At 60.6% G+C, this 19,689-nt stretch carries 10 protein-coding genes and 1 pseudogene; 1 reads left to right on the top strand and 10 read right to left on the bottom strand.

Going from position 1 to position 19,689, the window contains the following annotated elements:
* Nucleotides 1–20: 20 nt before the first annotated feature.
* The 10 genes from E4P01_RS20740 to tssB all read right to left on the bottom strand — a co-directional run bounded on the left by E4P01_RS20740 (nt 21) and on the right by tssB (nt 14,993).
* The gene (locus tag E4P01_RS20740) at nt 21–1,301 is read right to left on the bottom strand and encodes a DUF6396 domain-containing protein (RefSeq protein WP_216091137.1); all 1,281 of its coding nucleotides are present in this window, start codon (nt 1,299–1,301) and stop codon (nt 21–23) included.
* Nucleotides 1,302–3,116, bottom strand: a complete 1,815-nt coding sequence (locus tag E4P01_RS20735) for a phospholipase (RefSeq protein ID WP_216091136.1) — start codon at nt 3,114–3,116, stop codon at nt 1,302–1,304.
* Complete coding sequence (gene vgrG / locus E4P01_RS20730; RefSeq protein ID WP_216091135.1) at nt 3,113–5,839, bottom strand: type VI secretion system Vgr family protein; 2,727 nt, start codon at nt 5,837–5,839, stop codon at nt 3,113–3,115. Before vgrG ends, E4P01_RS20735 begins: the two co-directional genes overlap by 4 nt.
* Before the next feature lie 2 nt (nt 5,840–5,841).
* Entirely contained in the window at nt 5,842–8,499 is a 2,658-nt protein-coding gene (gene tssH, locus E4P01_RS20725; RefSeq protein ID WP_216091134.1) for a type VI secretion system ATPase TssH, read from the bottom strand.
* Nucleotides 8,500–8,632: 133 nt separating this feature from the next.
* On the bottom strand, nt 8,633–9,124 hold the full coding sequence (locus E4P01_RS20720) for an Hcp family type VI secretion system effector (protein WP_216091133.1): 492 nt from the start codon (nt 9,122–9,124) through the stop codon (nt 8,633–8,635).
* A complete protein-coding gene (locus E4P01_RS20715) occupies nt 9,090–10,850 on the bottom strand; it encodes an OmpA family protein (protein ID WP_216091132.1) in 1,761 nt (586 codons plus the stop codon). The genes E4P01_RS20720 and E4P01_RS20715 overlap by 35 nt, the downstream gene beginning before the upstream one ends.
* Before the next feature lie 7 nt (nt 10,851–10,857).
* Entirely contained in the window at nt 10,858–11,538 is a 681-nt protein-coding gene (gene tssL / locus E4P01_RS20710) for a type VI secretion system protein TssL, short form (RefSeq protein WP_216091131.1), read from the bottom strand.
* Nucleotides 11,535–12,890: a type VI secretion system baseplate subunit TssK gene (gene tssK / locus E4P01_RS20705; protein WP_078820963.1), complete on the bottom strand. Its 1,356-nt coding sequence runs from the start codon at nt 12,888–12,890 to the stop codon at nt 11,535–11,537. Before tssK ends, tssL begins: the two co-directional genes overlap by 4 nt.
* Before the next feature lie 24 nt (nt 12,891–12,914).
* Nucleotides 12,915–14,456, bottom strand: coding sequence for a type VI secretion system contractile sheath large subunit (gene tssC / locus E4P01_RS20700; RefSeq protein ID WP_216091130.1), 1,542 nt, complete (start codon nt 14,454–14,456; stop codon nt 12,915–12,917).
* Between the two features lie 33 nt (nt 14,457–14,489).
* Nucleotides 14,490–14,993, bottom strand: a complete 504-nt coding sequence (tssB, locus tag E4P01_RS20695) for a type VI secretion system contractile sheath small subunit (RefSeq protein WP_065944094.1) — start codon at nt 14,991–14,993, stop codon at nt 14,490–14,492.
* Between the two features lie 1,749 nt (nt 14,994–16,742).
* Here tssB and E4P01_RS20690 point away from each other — a divergent pair.
* Nucleotides 16,743–19,689, top strand: a pseudogene (locus E4P01_RS20690) (hypothetical protein); the annotation flags it as partial.

The raw sequence follows: 19,689 nt of genomic DNA, 5'->3' as shown, positions 1-19,689 counted from the left end.
TGCGACAAAAGACAGGCGCATCATCCGAGCAGCCCCCACTCCACCGCTTCATCGCGCAAGGTGATCTTTTCGGAGAACGGCCAAGGACGTGGGTGAGTGCGCTCGACTTGATGTACCGGCATGGTCTCGCCCTGTTCAAAGTGGCGGACGACTTCTTTCCACCTAATCGCGAGGTCGTTGGGCCAGATGATTTTCCAGTAGCCCGTTTCAGGGCAGGTCTCACCGCTGTAGCAGATAAGCACCGGGAAATTGGCTTGGCTGAAAACCGGTGAACCGGGCATTGGTTTTCCGGTGGCCGGATCGAGCACCATGGCTTTGGCCAGTTGGTTGATCAGTGCCTCGGTGGGCTTGGGCGGTGGGATGTTGGCGAAGCGGGCTTCCAGCCATTGCAGCTTGCCGTCCCAGGCCGGGAGTTTGGCTGGTGGCAGGGGGAGGATTTCGTTGATTTCGGGGACTTTGGGGTCGGCGTAAGAGTAGTTTGCGAGGATTCGCCATATTTTTTCATAGCGTTCAGCGCGTTCGAGGTCCTCCCGTTGGCCTAGGTAGTACAACTTATCGGAGGGAGCAACGGCAAGAAATGCGCCTTTTATACGGTCAGCAGCGCTCTCATCACCAGCGGCAATGCCCATCTGGAAAGCCTCAAGCGCTCCTTGGTACTCTCCTTTGTTTTTAAGCTTTACGCCTAGAGCAACGGCTGCCTGACCATTGCCCTGGGCGGCCGCGCAACTGCGCATCTGAAGGGCAACGTCAGGTGCAATATCAATCGGCGCTAACTTCTCTGCTACATAGGCTTGGGCTTGGGCATTTCCCTGATCAGCCGCCTTGCGGTAGTAACGCAGTGACATTTCCGGATCTTGCTTCAGCCCGGCAGATCCCTGTTGTAAGAAGATCCCGATAAAGTAGTAACCCGTTGCAACTTTTGCCTCGATCAATTGCTGGCTCAAGCGCAAATGCTCTTCACCCCGCAACTTAAAAAAGCCACGCATCGTGCCATTCTGCAAATTAATATTGGCCTTGTAGTGACCATTCTCGGCCGCAATGCGATACAGCCGCTCAATCTCCATATCTACCGTCTTGTCTTGCTTGAGTTGGTTGTTTTTCTGCAACCAGCGGGCGTACTGAAACAAGACGTCGCTTTCGGCGGACGGTGCCGGAATTTTCTCGTATACACACGTAAAGGCCAGCTTGGCCTTGATTTCAGTGAGCGGGTTCAAGGGCGCCTCCTTCGTGGGTAAAGTAAAAGCATTGCCAGTACCGCACGCGGCCAGCAACAGGCTAGATAGCAAAAGAGTCAGGCGCATTCAGTCAAGATCCTTGAGGGTAGCTTCGCCGTAATAGAATTCGACTAGGGATGCACATGGCAAACCTTTATCTTCTTGGAGGTCTCTGTTTTCCCCAATGATCGTTTTCCAAGTTGCAAACGCTTGAGCAGGATCATCCTGCGCGCCCCTCTTATCCGTATGCATCTCCCACAACCGCCGCCGCAACGCCTTCGTCACATCCGCCCACTCATGAGCAATATTCAACTCACTGTCCACCATCATGCTGCGGGTGTTGATATTCGCCGAGCCATGCGTGGTGAACACGTCATTGACGATCATCAACTTGGAATGGATATACACCGGCATCCACTCCTTGCCAGCCGGTGAGTCAGGCGCCACCAGCGAGCAGAGGTGTACTTTCAGGCCGGGCACTTCCGGTGAAACAATCGGGCTCTTGTCGACCGCTTTGATTTGCTCATCGAGTTGAGCCTGCCATTTCTTGAGTTCCCGTTGCCCAACGTGGTCATTCCGTTCAGGTCGTGGCTGCGGAGGCATGTCCTTTTTTATCTGCTTGATGCGCAACAGCTTGGTCACCCCCGGAATCGTTTCGGCGCGCCCAAGGCTCTCGATCATTTCCTGGGTTTTCACCGTACCCGCACCCATGCCACCTTCGGTGTCATTAGTGATCACGAACAAATGCAACGCACCGTGCAGGCCCGGCTCACGCCCATCCTGTGTCTGGATCCGCGCCGCTTGCTTGATCGCCTCCGCCAGCGGTGGCCAGCGGAAATACTGGTTTTCGATATAGATAAACTGCGTCGCGTTATTGATCGCCTTCAAGTAAAGCGCCTCAATATCCCGCTTGCCGGCTTGGGCCTGGGTACGCAATAACTGGGCGAGCAACAGGTTGCCTTTGCACGCCGTGAGGTGCTCTGCGACCTCAGTGGAACACCGCGAAACCAGGAGGTCTTCGCCGGTCTCCTTGAGCCAGGCGGTCGCGAAGTTATGGTGCAAGTGCTCCAGAATCGGGCCGCTGACCTGGCTGGAAATATCCTGACGTGGCTTGTCGCCACGGGGCCCGGCGTTTGGGGCCGGTTTACTCTCCGGGGTGCGGTTTAACGCCGAATGCCCGTCAGTATCCCAATACTCATCAAGCATGTTGTGGCCCATGACAAAGCCGACAGCGCAATCGCCTAACTCGTAATCGACCAGCACACTCTTTTGGTGATGAGTGGCCGTCAGGCCCAGCGTGTAGCGCATTTTTTTACTGATGTTCGGATCAAGACTGGCGTACTTCACCCAGTGATTAATTTCGGCGCGCTCGCGTGTGCTGAAACCACGACTGACAAACAGCGGAACCTTGTCATTACCTCGCAGGGCAGCCTTGTCATCTGCGACAGCGCAGTCGGCAAACCATTGTCGATCATCGTCATATTGCTTCTGGGTAGAACTCTGCAGCTCCCGGTCCTTGATCCGCACCGTACCTTTACCGGGCAGATTGGCCTCACCCGCAAAGCCGGCACTGTTGAACGGCATTTCCCAACCCAGCACACGCACCTTGACACCGTCCGACGCCTTGGCCCTGAGCAGCTCACCGATACTGGGCGCGCTGCGGTCACGGATGAAATACATCGACGGCTGGAATCCCCAGCAGATGATATCCACGGTCTTTTTGGCCGCTGCGATTGCCTCATGTACGGCCCTGAAGGCTTCCTCACCATTGACCAAGGGGAGATAACCCGCCATGGCGGGATGGTATTCGGTGTTGCACACAAACCAGGGCGCGCAGCATGTCGCCTCCTGGGTATGCTGGAGGGCAAGCGGCACCACGATGTCGGATTGAACTTGAGTCATTGTTGGTCTCCCTTCTTGCCTCGGGCGCCTTCCATCACCGACGTGTACAACGCTCGGTGGTCGGTGTGTGAGTTGGGCTGGCGTACACCGGCGTCGGTTTGCGAGGCATGATGATGCAAACCACTGTTGGCCATATGCGCTTGCTCGGCATTGCGGTACTCCGTTGGCACCGGAATCTGGTAACTCACACCGTTAGCCATTTCCAGCCGGTAACCTTGAGTCACGACCTGGTGGTCGACCATCAAGTGCCCGGTGTCGTCCAGCACCCCCTTTTTAAGCAACGCGCCATCGGCGTATAACGTGTAAGGCATTCCGGCCCAGCCCAGGTTGGAAGCATTGGCGACTTGTGGTACACGCAGTCGCACTTTTTCCCTGGATAAGCCCTGCGGAAAATCGGGATGCGCGGCATTCATAGTGGCTGGGCCCAAGTAGTCGAAGTGCGCCGACTTCACGTTGTAATCCCCTGCCGTGCCCGACTCGATGCAGCTCTGATCCAGGGTGATGTAGCTGCCGCCTGCGTTCAGGGTGATTTTCTTTTTCGCGACGATGCGGATTTCATCTTCAGTGCTGGTGATGCTCAGCCCGTTGCGGGCCAATACTTCCAGCGTATCGTTCTGGGCCTGGATTTTTACTGGCCCTTGGTTGGCGATCAACTTGATGCCCAGCTTGCGTACGAACAGACTTACTCCTTGCCCCACGCCGACAAACAGGCGCTTGATCACGCTGATGTCTGCCTCACCGCCGGCGTTGAGCATCAGGTTGTTCTGTGCCGCCAACTGCAAGTGCTTGCCGCTGGTCAAGGCAATGCCTTGAGGCGCGCTGAGGAGCAGCACGGACGATGCAAGCTGTTCAATGTCTTGTTTGAGCAGGTTTATTTGCGTTTGCACATCAGCCGGATCGGCTTTGGCAGCCTGAGCATCGTTTGACAACCCCTCCAACTGGTCTGCGGCCTGTTGCAAATGCCCTAATGCAGCGCTCATTTCCAACATCTGGCCGTTGGCCCGAGGCTGCGTATCAGCACTGATAAAAATGCCGCTACCCGCACGAATCGCACCATGCCCATCGGTACGCAGCTCTGCGCCCTGCCCTCGCGGTTTGCGGTCGGCATCCACCAAATGCCCCAAATTCAACTGGCTCTTCCCACTGTGCTCCGTACTGAGCTTTACGTGCTCCTGCCCCCGCGTGTCGTCCAGGCGCAGTTTGTTGTTGGCCGGGGTGCGCAGTACGTTGCGTTTGTGGTTGCGCATCGTCACGTGGTCGACGTGTTGGCTGTCGTGCAACGCGTGGGCGATATAAGGCCGGTCGGGGTCGCCTTGTTCGAAGGCGATGGCGACTTCGGTACCGGCCAGCAGTGGCAGGTGCAGGCCGTGGGTGTCGCCGGCGTAGGGTCGGGCCAGGCGTAGCCAGAGGCTTTCCTGGCCGGGTTTCCAGGTGTCGCGGTCGAACAGGAAGTGGACTTTGTAGCGGCCTTCGAGGTCGATGTGGCCGTAGGGGTCGTGTTCTTTGGGGCTGGTGACGCGGGCCGGGACGGTGCCGGCGATTTGCGGTTTGGGCAGCAGCGCTGGGCGAAAGCACACGGTTTCTGAATACGGGATGGCCTGGAAGCTGGCTTCAAAACTGCGATCGCGGGCGGCGTGGGTGGTGACTTGGGTGATAACCGCGCCGGGGGTGAAGGCATTGGGCGCGCCGCCGGAGATTTTCAGGACCTGGCCGGGGGTCAGGCTGGGGCTGCTGCTGATGCCGCTGAGTTGGGTCTGGCCGTTGAGGTAGCGTTCGTGGCGCAGGCGTGCGTAGAAGTAGCCGCTTTCACTTTGCAGGTCTTCGTCCTGGTCGTAGCGGTCGCCGATGAGGTTGTAGGGCTCGGCGTAGTGGTAGGCCTCGCCGTAGGTGCCTTTGGCGCCACGGCTTTGGTCAATGTCACCGTCGAGGTAGGCGTTGGCGACGCGGTGGTGGTAGGCGCGGATGTTGACGTGTTGCTCCACCACCTTGTGGTTCGATTGCAGGCGCCATACGCCGTCTTCGCCACTGCTGTTCATGCCCGATTGCGGGCGGTACGGCAGTTGCACGTCGAACTGGTAGTGACGTTGGTCGTCGTGGAATTCCACCACGTCGATGTTCAGGCGTTCGTCGCGGGTGAAGCGGTACCAGATGCCCACCTCGGCCAACAGGCGCGAGATGAAGGCCAGGTCGCTTTCGTCGTACTGCATGACCTGTTCGCGCTTGGGGTATTCGCGTACCAGGTTGAAGAGAAAATCCTGACCTTCGAAGTCGTGGCGGCTGCGCAGGATGCTTTCGACGATCTGCGGCACTGATTGGTGTTGGTAGATACGAAATTGTTTGCCGCGAGCGAGCAAGGCCAAGCGCGGTTCGAGGGTGATTTCGTAGCGGGCTTCGTCGAGGGAGCCGGACAGGCGTTTGAAGCCGGTGACCACGCCGTGCAAGGTGCGCAACGGCTTGACCGGGGGCACCTCAATGCCTACCGCCTTGAGTGCGGCCATGCCAGGGTTTAGGCCGGGACCGTGCAGGCTGAAGTTGGCGTCTTGGCCCAGCACGCTGTCGGCGTTGAGGTCGCCGTCGATGCAGGTGAATTCCACGTGGTAGTTGAACGGCTGGCTGAGGCCTTCGTGGCCTTCGAAGGCCAGCACATCGAGCACCGCGGCCACGTTGCGAACCGTGAGTTTGTGCCGGCTGTGGTCGAAGAAGGTGCGCAGTTCATTGAGCATGTTCAGGCCTCCAGGGCGACCGGCGTGTGATGGTCCTGGCCGTCGGTGAAGTGCAGAACAATGCCCTCATCCTCGCTGTAGCCCAGGGTCACCTCGGTGGTTTTTTCGTGGGCGGCCTGGCGTCGCAGCAGCTGTTGGCTGAGTACCGGCAGGATCTGTTGATTGAGCAGGCTGTCGATGTTGCGTGCGCCGGTGTCGGGCAGCAGGCACGCGGCAACCAGTGCCTGGTTGAGCGCCAGGTCGATGCGGCAGTGCACGCCGTAGTGGCGCTGCAAGCGCTTGGCAACCTGGCCCAGCTTGATGGCGACGATGCGTTGCAGGGCATCGGCCAGCAACGGGCGGTAGATGAGGGTTTGGAAGCGGGCGAGCAAGGCCGGCTGGAAATGCTCGCGCAGGATCGGGCGCAGCAGTTCTTGCAGGGTGCTGTCCGGCGCACCGGGGAACTCTTGCAGGCAGGCTTGCAGTTCGTCGCTGCCCAGGTTGGAGGTCATGAGAATGACGGTGTTGCGAAAGTCGATTTCACGCCCTTCGCCATCGCGCATAAAGCCACGGTCGAACACTTGGTAGAACAGGTTGATCACGTCGCGGTGGGCTTTTTCCACTTCATCGAGCAGCACCACGCTGTAGGGGCGTTGGCGCACGGCTTCGGTGAGCACACCTCCCTGGCCGTAACCCACGTAGCCGGGTGGCGAGCCTTTGAGCTGGCTGACGGTGTGGGCTTCCTGGTATTCCGAGAGGTTGATGGTGATCAGGGATCGTTCACCACCGAACAATTTGTCCGCGAGGGCCAGGGCGGTTTCGGTTTTGCCGACGCCGCTGGTGCCCACCAGCAGGAACACACCCAGCGGCGCCTTGTCGTCGGTCAGGCCGGTCTTGGCCGCACGCAGGCGCTGGGCCAGGGCGCTCAGGGCGTGGTCCTGGCCGATCACCTGTTCGCCCAGTTGGCGCTCCAGTTCCAGCAGGTTGGCCTGTTCGTCCTTGAGCAGGCTGCCCAGGGGTACGCCGGTCCAGTCGGCGATCACTTCGGCCACGCTGCGCACATCCACATCCAGCGACAACAGCGGTTGGTTGCCCTGGACTTCGCGCAATTGTTGTTGCAGGTGCAGGCAAGCGTCCCGGCTCGACGGTTCGGCCAGGCGTGCCGCGAGCAGTTGCCGGGTGAGGTCGAGTTCGTGGCGGTATTGCTCCTCCATGGCCGCTTGCCGATGCTGCAGGTCGGCGTGCTGGCCGGCAATCGCCTCCAGGCGTTCCTCGGCATCGGCGCCATTGAGTTTGTGGTCTTCTTCCAGGGCCAGGTGCTCCAGTTCCAGGGCAGCCTGCTGGGCTTTGAGGCGCACCAGGGGTTGCGGCTCGCAGTCCAGGCCCATGCGCACCCTGGCGCTGGCGGTGTCGAGCAGATCGACGGCTTTGTCCGGTAGTTGGCGCCCGGTGAGGTAGCGCCGCGACAGGCTGACCGCCGCCTGCACCGCCGCGTCCTGGATGTGTACGCCATGGTGGCTGGCGTAACGCGCCTTGAGGCCGCGCAACATGAGGCTGGCGTTGGCATCGTTTGGCTCGTCGACCTTGACTACCTGGAAGCGCCGCTCCAGGGCCGCGTCCCGCTCGAAATACTGTTTGTACTCGCTCCAGGTGGTGGCGGCGATGGTGCGCAATTCGCCTCGGGCCAGGGCCGGCTTGAGCAGGTTGGCCGCATCGGCGCCGCCGGCCTGGTTGCCTGCGCCGATCAGGGTGTGGGCCTCGTCGATGAACAGCAGCACCGGCTGCGGCGATTGCTGCACGGCGTCGATCACGTTTTTCAGGCGTTGTTCGAACTCGCCCTTGACCCCGGCGCCGGCCTGCAGCAGACCCAGGTCCAGGGTACGCAGGCTGACCGACTTGAGGCTGTCGGGCACGTTGCCTTCGGCGATGCGCAACGCCAGCCCTTCGACCAGCGCGGTCTTGCCCACACCGGGCTCGCCCACCAGGATCGGGTTGTTCTTGCGCCGGCGGCTGAGGATGTCGATGACCTGGCGGATTTCATCGTCACGCCCGAACACCGGGTCGATCTGCCCTGCCCTGGCCTTGGCGGTCACGTCCTGGGTGAAGCGGTCGAGGATGCCTTGCAACGCCTCCTGCAGTTCGGGGAGCGAGGCGCTGTCGAGCGGCGCACCATCGGCAAGCTCCAACGTAGAGAGCTGGTGCAGTTGTGGACGCTCTATCGACTGCTGGTCGAGCAGCTCGGAGAGGCGTTTCAACTGAGTTTCGCTGACGCTGAGCAACGGCCAGGCGGACTCGCACGCCAGCAGATCGGAATTATCCAGCAAGGCCGCGAGCAGATGGACCGAGCGTATGCTCTCGTTGCGGCTGTCCAGCGATGCGTATAACCAGGCGTATTTGATCAAGTGGTACAGCTTGTCGCACAGCTGCGGTTTGCTTTGCACGCTGCGCGGCAGGCTGTCGAGATGATCGAGCAGGCCGCGCCACAGCGTGTCCATGTCCCATTCATAACGCCGGGCGATCACGGTCAGGTCGCCCTCGCCCTGCTCCAGCAGCTTGAGCAACCAGTGCTCGATACTGATCAGCCCGTGGGCACGGCTTTGGCACAAGGTCGCCGCAGCACTCAGTGCCTGGGCGCAATACGGATTGAGGCGGCGAAGCAAAAGCGCGGAATTCTGGGCCATGGGCGTACATCTCTGGTCTGTGGGCTCGGCGTGTCATCAAGGCTCGATGTGTTTGGCTGAGCGTCCGCGAACGGGCGCTCAACCCTGCACACCGCGAACCGGCAGGCGCACATCGCCTGCCGGTATCCGCGCATCAGGCGCTCTGGCGTTCGTTCCAGGCGTCGGAGTGGATGATGTTGCCGTCCTTGTAGGTCCAGGTGACCTTCTCGTAGCGCAGCTCGACCTGTTCCATGTGGTTGTGCTTCTCCTTGCCCGGGTCTTTGATGTCGTGCATTTTCGGCGCGACTTTGACGACCTTGACGTTCTCCAGTTTGGTGATGAAGTACTCGACTTCCTGGCCGGCGTCGTCGATGCGGTACCACTTGAACTCGGCGCTTTTGAGCGTCTGGCCCGTGGTCACAGCCTTGTAGAGGTAAGGGCTGGACGCATCGATTTCCTTGCTGAACAGGAACGGGGTGTGCACCCGCGTGCCGGTCAACTTGCCGGTGTTGTTGTCGGTGGGGATGTACAGGCTGTGGTCCTGTGCGATGACCTCGATACTGCCTTCGCGCTTCTGCACGTTCACGGAACCTTTGATTTCCGCGCCGCCATCATCTTGCAGCCAGAGGTAAACGGGAATTGCCATTTGAAGCTCCTTTTCTCGGGGTTTGCGTGTCGCGGAATGCGACAGGCGGGGTCTTGCCCGGCCCCGCAGCGGGCAGCGCACAGGCCCCCGCTTCCGGTACCAGACGAATATCGACGCGACGGTTGGCGGCGCGCCCGGCGTCGGTGTCGTTGCTCGCCACGGGTTGCTGGGCACCGAAGCCCTGGACCGCGAAGCAACTGTCGGGAATGTCGCCCATGCGCTGCATCCAGTCGCGCACCGAAGCGGCGCGAGCGCGGGACAGCTCAAGGTTCTGGCCAGGTGTGCCGGTGATATCGGTATGCCCGGCGATGACGATCAGCCAACCGGCCTGGGCCTTGATGTTGACCAGCGCGTCGATCAGCACCTTGGTGGAGCCAGCCTTGAGTTCAGCCCGGCCGGGGTCGAACAGCGAAAGACTGTCCAGGCGCACCGGGTCGGGAATCTTCACCGGCGGCGGTGCCTCGGGTGGCTGGCGGTGGGCGGCGATGGTCGCCAGCAACGGCAGGCGCAGGCGCTCGCCGCGATACAGGCCCAGGCCCAGGGCCAACGGCTCGCCCTGGCGGTAGTAGTCGTCCAGTCGCGCAGCGTCTTCGCGCAATACGGCCACTGCGTTTTCGCGCAGGAGGAATTGCGGCTGGTCGCGGCGCTCGGCCAGCGGGATGGCGTGGTAGCGGCGCAGGTCATCACTGACCTGACGCAGCAGCAGGTTGTTCTGCCAGGCCGAACTGGCCAACGCCACCACGCCCGCCAGGGTGAACAACCACACCGCCAGGATGCCCGCACGCAACCGCGCAGAACGCCGAATGCGCAGGGGCAGCAGGTTGAGCAAAGGATCGGGAAATGGCAGGCTCGCACCGGCCACCGAGGGTTCGGACGCGCCGAGGGCGACCCTGACGCGCAGCCATTGCTGCCACAGGTTGCCGGGCACGCGCTGAGGCACGGCCGGCACCAGCGTCATCGCCCACACCAGCGGCACACGCCCGTCACGCCCGGTAAAGTGCGACAGCACCTTGTCTTTGAGCCACGCGGCCAGGCTGCCGACCTGTACGCCCATGGCCAGACGCTCCGTACCGTGGGCGCTGTCGACGGCCTGGCGCTGCCAATCGCTCAAGCTGGCACAGGCACCGGCACTGCGCACCCACAGGTCGGGCTCGCCGCTCTCGCAACTGAACCAGGCGTCTTCGTCAGTGGTGGTCTGCCCATAACTGACCAGCATCAAGGGCAACGCGAGGCCGCGTTTTCGCGCCAGCGTGAGTTGGTGGCGAAAGGCACGTATCCGCCCCGCCAACTCGCCTTCATCCGTATGTTCAACGGGGTTGACGCAAAACATCACGTTCAGTTGCCCACCCCAGTCCGGGCGTTGCGTCAACACGCCCGCCACTGCCGTACCCAGTTGGTCCAGCGCAGGCACCCGCACATAACAACCTTGCGCAGTCACCCGCAGCGCCAACTGGTCGGCGGGAACGGCACCGAACAGTCCCGTGAGCCCATCGCCACACACCAGCACCACGGGCTGGCGATAAGTTGCCGCCGGCAGGGGCGTCTCACCCGGCGGCAGCAGTTGCGCGCCGCGCTTTGCGAAACGACGCTCTGCCCAGACCCAGGCCAGCACGACCGTCAAAATCGCTGCCGCTCGCACCCAGCCCGAGGCCGGAATGATCAGTGCCAGCGTCACAACCAGCACCCCGGCCCACAGCCAGAGCCCTCGCATCAAGTTGAGTGTCATCGCAGCCTCACGCCTGGCCAGGAGCAAGCGTGGCGACCAGGCCACCGAGCATCTGGTCCAGCCCCCACCAGACGCCGACCAGCAGCACGCCCGCCATGGCCAGGCGAACCCAGGGCGAGCGCAAGGTGCCAAGCCGCTCGTTGCGTGGGCCGCTGCCCTGGGTGGTGAGCATCGGGTTGAGCTTCAGGGGCGGAACGTGCGCATTCAGGGCGTCCATCAGCCGCTGGCGCTCGGGGTGGTTGAGATCCGGGTAGCGCCCGCGAAAACCCAGGAACATCACGCGCTGGAACACCGTCAGCACCAACAGGTCGGGCATTGGATGGCGCAGGGCCTGGCGCATGTCCTCATACAGGAACTCACCCGCCTGGTGACGGTTGAACAAGTGGGCCTGCAAGGGCTTGCTCGCCCAGCGCGCATGGGCCGGCCCCGTGGCACGGTTCAGCACGGTTTCATCGAACAGCGCGCTCTGAGCATGGCAGATCAGCGCCGTACTTTTGTTGCTCACACCGGCCGCCTGCAACGCTTGGTACACCTGCTTGACCTGCCGCACGCAGCAACGCCACAGCTCGGAGGTGTCTTGCACCTCTGCGCCCTGGCGCAGTTCGACCACCAGCAGGTAGCTGTTTTGCAAGAGTTTGTCGATATCCAGCGCCGAGGCCGGGTTCTTTTTCGAGGCAGTCAGGTTCATGCGCGCAATACCGCGAAGAGTTCAAGTTTGATGTCAACCAGCGTGCTGGGGACGTACAGCGCACAAACCCCTTCGGCGAGCATGGCCTGGCCCTTGGGGTGCCCAAGGTCGAGGGCGAAATACTGGTTTTCCAGGCGCAGTGGAATCGCCGCCGGTACATGGCTGAGCGGCTGCAGCGGAATACCGTCGAGCGCGGCGTTGACCAATTGGTTGACGTCGTCCGGCGTGCCGACTTTGCACAGACGCGGGAAGTGTTTTTGCAACTGCGCGGCCGGCATTCGGCAGCGCACAGACAGGTAGAAATCGGCACCGTCGCGCTCACGCAGGCGGGCATCGTTGAGCGTGACCTGCCAGCGATTCGCGGCCACCTCCTCCAGCACCAGCGCCACCACCCGCGACGGCAGGCTAGCCTCGAGCAAGGTGGAAATGGTCTGCATCAAGGGCGGGAACACGGTTTCCAGTTGCTCATGCCGGTAGGCTGGAATCTGGTCGATATCGTGTTCCAAAGAAAACGTCAGCAAGCCACCGGCCAGTTTGATCAGCGCCTGGTACACCTGCTCGGGATGCCGCGCCGGGTGAGCCTTGAGGTCGGCCAGCACCGGTTGATAGGTGTTCAAGGCGTTGAGCAACCAGAACAGCGACACGTCGGCCACGGCAAAATCGGCCATGCGCTGGTTGCTTTCGCGGCGCATGCCCATCAGCCGTTGACGCTTGGCGGCCAGTTGGGTCAGCAGGTTGTCCAGTTGGGTCACCAACCCCGGGTGGGCGGCGAAGCTGAGCAAGGGCGGGACAAAATCAGGGTCCAGGTGCCAGGCGCCCTGCCCGTCACGCATCAGCCGCGCGACGGGACAGGTCAGGTAGTCGGCGTTGTCATCGTCGGCCAGGCGCAGCGTCAGCACATGTTCGAGCACGCCAATCGATTGCACCTCATCGCCATACACATCCTGGACCTGGCGCCAGTCCTGGCGATAGCGCACGGGCCGGTCGACCCGCGTGCCTTCGAACACACAGTTATTGCCATTGGCCTGTTCCAGCGGCAACGCCAGCACCAAGGTGGCGCTGCGGCGGGAATCGGACAGCAGCCCCGCCAGCTCCAGCGCCGGTGGCAGGCGATCCACATGGTCGGTGTCGATCAAGGTGCCATCGGGCAGGCGCACGCGTAACTGCGTGGCCTTGAGCTTGCCCAGGTGCAAGGCCTGCAAATCGAAGGCCACCCCCCAAACCCCCCAGGGGTGTACGAGGCAGAGATGGGCCAGACGGTCGTCGGCCCACGCCTCCCAACGCGCCTGCTGCTGGAACTGTTGCGGCGACAGCAAGGCGCCCGCGGCCCACAGGGGGCGGTCGATCTTCATCACATCGTGTCCTTGCGAAGGGGGTCAGGCTTTGGCCTTGGGCATCTGCGAAACCAATGACAAGTTGACGTCCATGCCTTCGACCTGAAAGTGCGGAATCGCATACAACTTGACGCGGAAGAACCCCGGGTTGTCCTCGATGTCCTCGACCGTCACCCGCGCATCGCGCAAGGGGTGGGACGCTTGCAGGTCATCACCCGGGTCGGTCATTTCGGTGACGAGGCCACCCACCCATTTGTTCAGCTCCAGTTCGAGCAAACGGCGGTCCTTGGTGGTACCGATGTTTTCGCGCTGGATCAATTTGAGGTAATGGGCGATGCGCGACAGCAGGAAGATGTACGGCAGGCGTGCGTTGATGCGGCTGTTGGCCGTGGCATCGGCGGTGTCGTACAGCGCGGGTTTCTGGGTGGAGTTGGCGGAGAAGAAGCACGCGTAGTCGCGGTTCTTGTAGTACGACAACGGGATGAAACCGAGGTTGGCGAATTCGAATTCGCGGGTTTCCGGGATCATCACTTCGGACGGGATCTTCACCTGGTTGCCGGTGCCCAGGTCGTAGAGGTGAATCGGCAGGTCGGTGACCGCACCGCCCGACTGCGGGCCGCGAATCTGCACGCACCAGCCGTTGGTAATGAAGCTCTTGACCATGTTGGCGGCGAAGGCAAACGAGGCGTTGGTCCACAGATACTTCTCGTGGTCCGGGCCCTTGACGCTTTCGATGTAGTTGAAGCTGCGCACCGGGATGGTGTCCGGACCATAGGGCAGGCGTCCCAGTACGCGTGGCATGAGCAGGCCGATGTAACGTGAGTCGTCGCTATCACGGAACGACTTCCACTTGATGTATTCGGCGCGGTCGAAGTAGTTACCGATGTCCTTGATCGCCGCGACTTCTTCCATCGACTGTTTGCCGAAGAACGCCGGCCCCACCGCGCCAATGAACGGCATATGGGCGGCAGCGGCGACTTTGGAAATGTTGCGCAGCAGGGCAATATCCTGCGGGCCGCGCCCGAACTCATAGTTGGAAATGGCCGCCGCAATCGGCTCACCGCCCGGGGTGTCGTATTCCTGGGTGTAGGTGTGCTGGTACAGGCCGCTCTGGGCAATTTCGGGTACGTCTTCGAAGTCCTGGATCAGGTGATCCTTGCTGATATCCAGCAGCTCGATGCGCACGTTCTGGCGAAAATCGGTCTGGTCGATCAGCGACTTCACGCCGCGCCAGGTGGACTCGACGCGCTGGAAATCCGGGTGGTGCATGATCGCATCGAGTTGACGGCTGATCTGCGTGTCCAGCGCGGCGATTTGCTCGTCCAGCAGCGTCTTGTCCAGGCGTTCGACTTTCTGCGACGACTGCTTGAGCAGGTTGAGGAATACGCTGACTGCTGCGGTCACTCGCTCATCGGGCGAAGCTTCGGACAGCACTTCGGCATTCTGGAAGGGCTCGATCGCGCCCAACTCCGATACCGGGTTGAGGTTGATCTTGGCGAACAACGCGTTATACACGCCCTGGCCGACTTCGGCGGCATAGGTCTGGGTTTGCTGCGGTTGTGACGATGGGTGTTCGACGGACATGATCAAAATTCCTTATCAGCGGACCAAGGGCAATCAACGAGCGGACGGCGGCGCCAGGGCGGCCAGTTCAGCGCGCAGTTCGTCGCTCAGGGCGTCGTCCTTGAGGATGCGCTCCAGCTCATGGCGGAAGGTGGCGTTATCGAGCAGGTTGGATTTGAGGTCGCGCAACAGGTTGCGCATCGCCAGCAGGGCGCGCAGCTGCGGCATTTGCCGGGCGACTTGCTCGGGCTCGAAATCCTTCATGTTGCGGAAGGTCAGCGCGATGGCCGCTTCGGCGTCGCCCTCGACCAGGGTATTTTCCACCGCCAGTTTCACGCTGGGGGAAAACTCGGCCAGCACGCTGTCAAAGTTGTTCTTGTTGATGTCCACTTTGTTTCGTTCAGACAACGGACGCTGTTCCTGACCGTTGCTGTAATCACCCATAACCATGAGTTTGAGTGGCAGCTCTATCTTTTTCTGCGCGCCGCCGGTGTGCAAATCGAGCTTGATATTTACCCGAGCCTTGGGTACTTCGTTTTGAAAGCTATTTGAAGCCATACACCCTCCAGACACTCTTTGCGCGACACGCCATTGCGTCACGAACAACAACTGAAACTGGAGTTAATGCTTGGCCGACAGCCTCTAAAGGGTTGCCGTCCTGGCATATAAACTCCGCTGAGAAGCTGCAACAAGCAGCGAACTTTCGTGTAATAACTGAATACCCACACCGATAGCGTGGTACTTCACCCTGCGATGACTTTACCTTCAGCGAGCGGCGGGCAACTGGGCGCCCTGCTTCAGGTTTTACCCATTTTTAAACAGCTGGCTGCGCCCACCCGCACCAAAACGGCGCACAAAAAGATAGCTATTCCTGTCCGCGAGCCAATGACGGTTTATGTGAGAGCCCACCCAATAAACATAACGTTTAAAGAGTATTACATCCCGCTTGAAAAAATATCAATACGTCACCTTTGTTCACATTTGCATGAATACTCAATACAGCACACCTACATGAGCACATCACGCTCGGAAATTTCCTACATCAATTATTCGAAACTACCGCTAGACACTTAGCCGAACCGAGAAATTATCTCGCTAAATCTTTTTTCCTACACTTGGGGAGGGGGAATCTTTGGCTGTAGGGTGAAAAATCCCTATTAAATGTCCTACACCTCAAGTCGTTTCCAGGAAGCAAAAACCTGGGTATTTTTTCCGAGTGGTGAAACAAAACTCCGTTACTAAACATTTCAAAGGATGCAAAAAAAACTTCGCTTTAGAAGGTTTTGATGTGTCAGTGCATAAAGCGCCAGGCAACGCGTCGCTGCCGGAGCACCGTGAGCAGCATCTGCGCGAAAGACAGCAGGAGGCTTGCTGCGTCGAGCTCAAAAGACCGATTGAGGTAGCACCGCATCTGTACCGCCCAAGCGCAGGCGTGGGAAATTTTCCCGATCAGGACGCCCTACTCGAATCAACATTGAATGCTACGCGCGTCATAAGCCCGCCTATCTCTTTGATAATTATCGTATTGACTCTGCCGAATAGCGGTTTACGAGCGCTATGTCCGTTCGCGGCCGGCAGGAAATTTCCTACAGAGTCATGGGATTCAGATTGCTTGAATATGCATCGCTTGTAGGTGCTTGAGGCAGACCCCGCCTGAGCGTAGACAAGAGCAACCAGGCCAGGCCGATACGAGCGTCAGTTTGTTCCATGAGACGTGAGCGACCCAGATGTTCCCATGAACAAACACACTCAATAAGCATTAAAAGCTAGCACTCTCAACCCATACGAGTGGGAAGTCGCTCATTTTAAAAAGCCTGCTAAATTGAATTCTGTTATCCAGCGAGTTTCAGCGCGAATGATTAACGGAACCCCAACTTAATTATTTTTGCGGAGACGGCTTACGCCATCGACATGAACAAAATACATGCTGTGATTTGGAGCGTTTCAAAACACTGTTGGTTGGTCGTCTCTGAACACGCAAGCAGCGGTGGCGGGCGAAGCAGCCGTCGCGCGGTCATTGATCGAAGTGGTTTGGCCAAGGCGCAAACGGCACTGGGCGTACAACAACTGCCTGGCTCTATCAATGCTGTTTCACTCTGCTTGCGCACAGTACGCACTGCTCTCATGCCGATGATGTTGACTCTCGGGATTGTATCCATCGCTGTTGCAGGGCCAGGCGATGGTATTTACGTCAACGACGGCACTGACTCCGGGTGCAGCCGTGTAGGTGACTCGGGCTCGATAAGCGGCATAACTAACGCCGCGGCGTGTACCCCTGCCAATAAGGACACTCAAACTGATCACTCGTTGTTCTATAACCCACTGGGGCTGGTAGGCCTGGGATCAACGTCGTTGACGCTGGGTAACGAACTCTTTGTCAATGGCGGTTCCACCGCAACACTTTTGGCCCCGGTGACCGCCGGCGCGCATATCAATACCCTCGACATGCGTGGCACCAAGGTTCTGCAACTTGCGAACGGCACTGTGTCGGCCACCTCGCAAGACGCCGTGAACGGCGCCGAACTGTTCAATACCGCAACTTCAACGGCAACCGCGCTGGGGGGTGGCGCTCAAGTCACCGGCACTACCGGGCAGATTTCCGCCCCAAGCTATAGCACCACCACTGTCAATGCAGCGGGCAATGTCACCACCGCCACGACCAGCGCCAATGTCGGTGATGCATTGACCAACCTGAGCACCAGCCTGGCCAACAGCGCTAACGTGGGTGTCAACTATGACGACGCGGCCACCAAGGCCCGCGTGACGTTCAACCCGACTGGCGCTGCAACCACGCTGGCGAATGTTGCCGCCGGCACCTTGAGTGCCACCAGCACCGAGGCGGTCAATGGCACCCAGTTGAATGCTACCAATACCACCGTCAGCGCCCAGGGTGCCCAACTGAGCGGCATGGTCAACGACGGGACAGGCATCAAGTACTTCCACAGCGCTTCAACCAAGGGTGACAGCAGCGCCACCGGTCTCGACAGTGTGGCCATCGGCCCGTTGGCCACAGCAGCCGGCGGCGGATCCATCAGCCTTGGTAACGGTGCCACCACCACTGCAACGGGTGGTCGAGCGATCGCCTTGGGGAACTTATCAAGCGCCCAGAGTAACGGTTCCGTCGCGATCGGCTCTGAATCCACCGCCTCCGGCATTGACGGTCTTGCGTTGGGCTGGCAGGCCCAGGCGCTGGCAGCCGGCGCCGTCGCGCTTGGCGGTGAGGCCGCTGCGTCAGGCAATAACAGTGTCGCCCTGGGCAACAACGCCAGTGCTACGGTCGCAAACTCCATGGCGTTGGGCTCTTTCGCCACCACCACTGCTGCTACTGCGACGACCAATGGCGTGATCAACGGCACCACTTACACCTACGCCGGTACTGCGCCTGTGGGCGTGCTCAGTGTTGGCAATGCAACCCAGCAACGGCAGATCACCAACGTCGCCGCAGGCGAGGTTTCGGCTACCAGCACCAATGCGATCAATGGCAGCCAATTGAACGCGACCAACACGGCAGTCAATGCCTTGGGCGCCCAGGATCAACAATTCACCACCGCTCTGGGTGGCGGCGCGCAGTTGGACCCGACCACGGGGGCCTGGCTCGCACCGAGCTACAGCACCACCACCATCGATACCGCCGGCAATGCCAGCGCCCCTGCCATCAGCAACAACGTGGGCACTGCCTTGACCGGCCTCAGCACCAGCCTGGCCAATACCGCCGCCGTGGGCGTCAAGTACGATGATGTGAGTACTAAAACCTCGGTGACCTTCAACCCAGGTGGCACCGCCACCACCCTGAGCAACGTCGCCGCCGGCACCTTGAGCGCCACCAGCACCGAGGCGGTCAACGGTAGCCAGTTGAATGCCACCAACACCTCCGTCACCGACCTGGGCACCAGCCTCAACACGTCCATCACCAACCTGGGCAACAGCTTCAGCACCCAGTTGGGCAACATCATCAACAATGGCGACGGCATCAAGTATTTCCACAGCGAATCCAGCCTGGGCGACAGCACGGCTACCGGCCTCGACAGCGTAGCCATCGGCCCGGTGGCAACCGCTTCGGCCGACAATGCCATTGCCCTGGGCAACGGTGCCAACGCCAGCATCGCCAACTCCCTGGCTCTGGGTAATGGCGCCACCACCGCTGCGGCCACTGCAACTGCCAGCGGCGTGATCAATGGCACCACTTACAATTACGCCGGCACTGCGCCTGTGGGCGTGCTCAGTGTCGGTGCCGTCGGTGCCGAACGGCAGATCAGCAATGTCGCCGCTGGGCGGGTCTCGGCCACCAGCACCGACGCGGTCAACGGCAGCCAGTTGAACGCCACCAATACCTCGGTGACCGACCTGGGCACCAGTCTCAATACGTCCATTACCAACCTGGGCAACAGCTTCAGTACCCAGCTTGGCAACATCATCAACAATGGCGCCGGCATCAAGTACTTCCACAGCAACTCGGCCCTGGGCGACAGCACGGCCACCGGCACCGACAGCGTAGCCATCGGCCCGGTGGCAACTGCTTCGGCCGACAACGCCATTGCCTTGGGCAACGGTGCCAATGCCAGCATCGCCAACTCCCTGGCCCTGGGTAATGGCGCCACCACCGCTGCGGCCACTGCCACCGCCAGTAGCGTGATCAACGGCACCACGTATACCTTCGCCGGTGCCGCGCCTGTGGGCGTGCTCAGCGTTGGCGCCGTCGGTGCCGAGCGGCAGATCAGCAACGTCGCCGCTGGGCGGGTCTCGGCCACCAGCACCGACGCGGTAAACGGCAGCCAGTTGAATGCCACTAACACCTCGGTGAGCGACCTGAGCACCAACCTCAGCACGCAGATCAGCAACCTGACCAACACTGCCGCCGAGGGCGTCAAGTACGATGATGTGAACACCAAAACCTCGGTGACCTTCAACCAAGGCGGTACTGCAACGACCTTGACCAACGTCGCCGCCGGCACCTTGAGTGCCACCAGCACCGACGCGGTCAACGGTAGCCAGTTGAACGCCACCAATACCTCGGTCACCGACCTGGGCACCAGTCTCAATACGTCCATTACCAACCTGGGCAACAGCTTCAGCACCCAGTTGGGCAACATCGTCACCAACGGCGCTGGTATCAAGTATTTCCACAGCAACTCGGCCCTGGGTGACAGCACGGCCACCGGCACCGACAGCGTAGCCATCGGCCCGGTGGCAACTGCTTCGGCCGACAACGCCATTGCCCTGGGCAACGGAGCCAACGCCAGCACCGCCAACTCTT

Source organism: Pseudomonas sp. NCIMB 10586, assembly GCF_023127895.1.
GTDB lineage: Bacteria > Pseudomonadota > Gammaproteobacteria > Pseudomonadales > Pseudomonadaceae > Aquipseudomonas > Aquipseudomonas synxantha_A.
Note: the sequence above shows the minus strand (reverse complement) of the source record. Positions and strands in the feature narration are given on the sequence as shown.

What these genes read in the sequence shown, in the direction of transcription:
- E4P01_RS20740 (WP_216091137.1), bottom strand. Translation starts at nt 1,301, where the DNA reads ATGCGCCTGACTCTTTTGCTATCTAGCCTGTTGCTGGCCGCGTGCGGT.
- E4P01_RS20735 (WP_216091136.1), bottom strand. Translation starts at nt 3,116, where the DNA reads ATGACTCAAGTTCAATCCGACATCGTGGTGCCGCTTGCCCTCCAGCAT.
- vgrG (WP_216091135.1), bottom strand. Translation starts at nt 5,839, where the DNA reads ATGCTCAATGAACTGCGCACCTTCTTCGACCACAGCCGGCACAAACTC.
- tssH (WP_216091134.1), bottom strand. Translation starts at nt 8,499, where the DNA reads ATGGCCCAGAATTCCGCGCTTTTGCTTCGCCGCCTCAATCCGTATTGC.
- E4P01_RS20720 (WP_216091133.1), bottom strand. Translation starts at nt 9,124, where the DNA reads ATGGCAATTCCCGTTTACCTCTGGCTGCAAGATGATGGCGGCGCGGAA.
- E4P01_RS20715 (WP_216091132.1), bottom strand. Translation starts at nt 10,850, where the DNA reads ATGACACTCAACTTGATGCGAGGGCTCTGGCTGTGGGCCGGGGTGCTG.
- tssL (WP_216091131.1), bottom strand. Translation starts at nt 11,538, where the DNA reads ATGAACCTGACTGCCTCGAAAAAGAACCCGGCCTCGGCGCTGGATATC.
- tssK (WP_078820963.1), bottom strand. Translation starts at nt 12,890, where the DNA reads ATGAAGATCGACCGCCCCCTGTGGGCCGCGGGCGCCTTGCTGTCGCCG.
- tssC (WP_216091130.1), bottom strand. Translation starts at nt 14,456, where the DNA reads ATGTCCGTCGAACACCCATCGTCACAACCGCAGCAAACCCAGACCTAT.
- tssB (WP_065944094.1), bottom strand. Translation starts at nt 14,993, where the DNA reads ATGGCTTCAAATAGCTTTCAAAACGAAGTACCCAAGGCTCGGGTAAAT.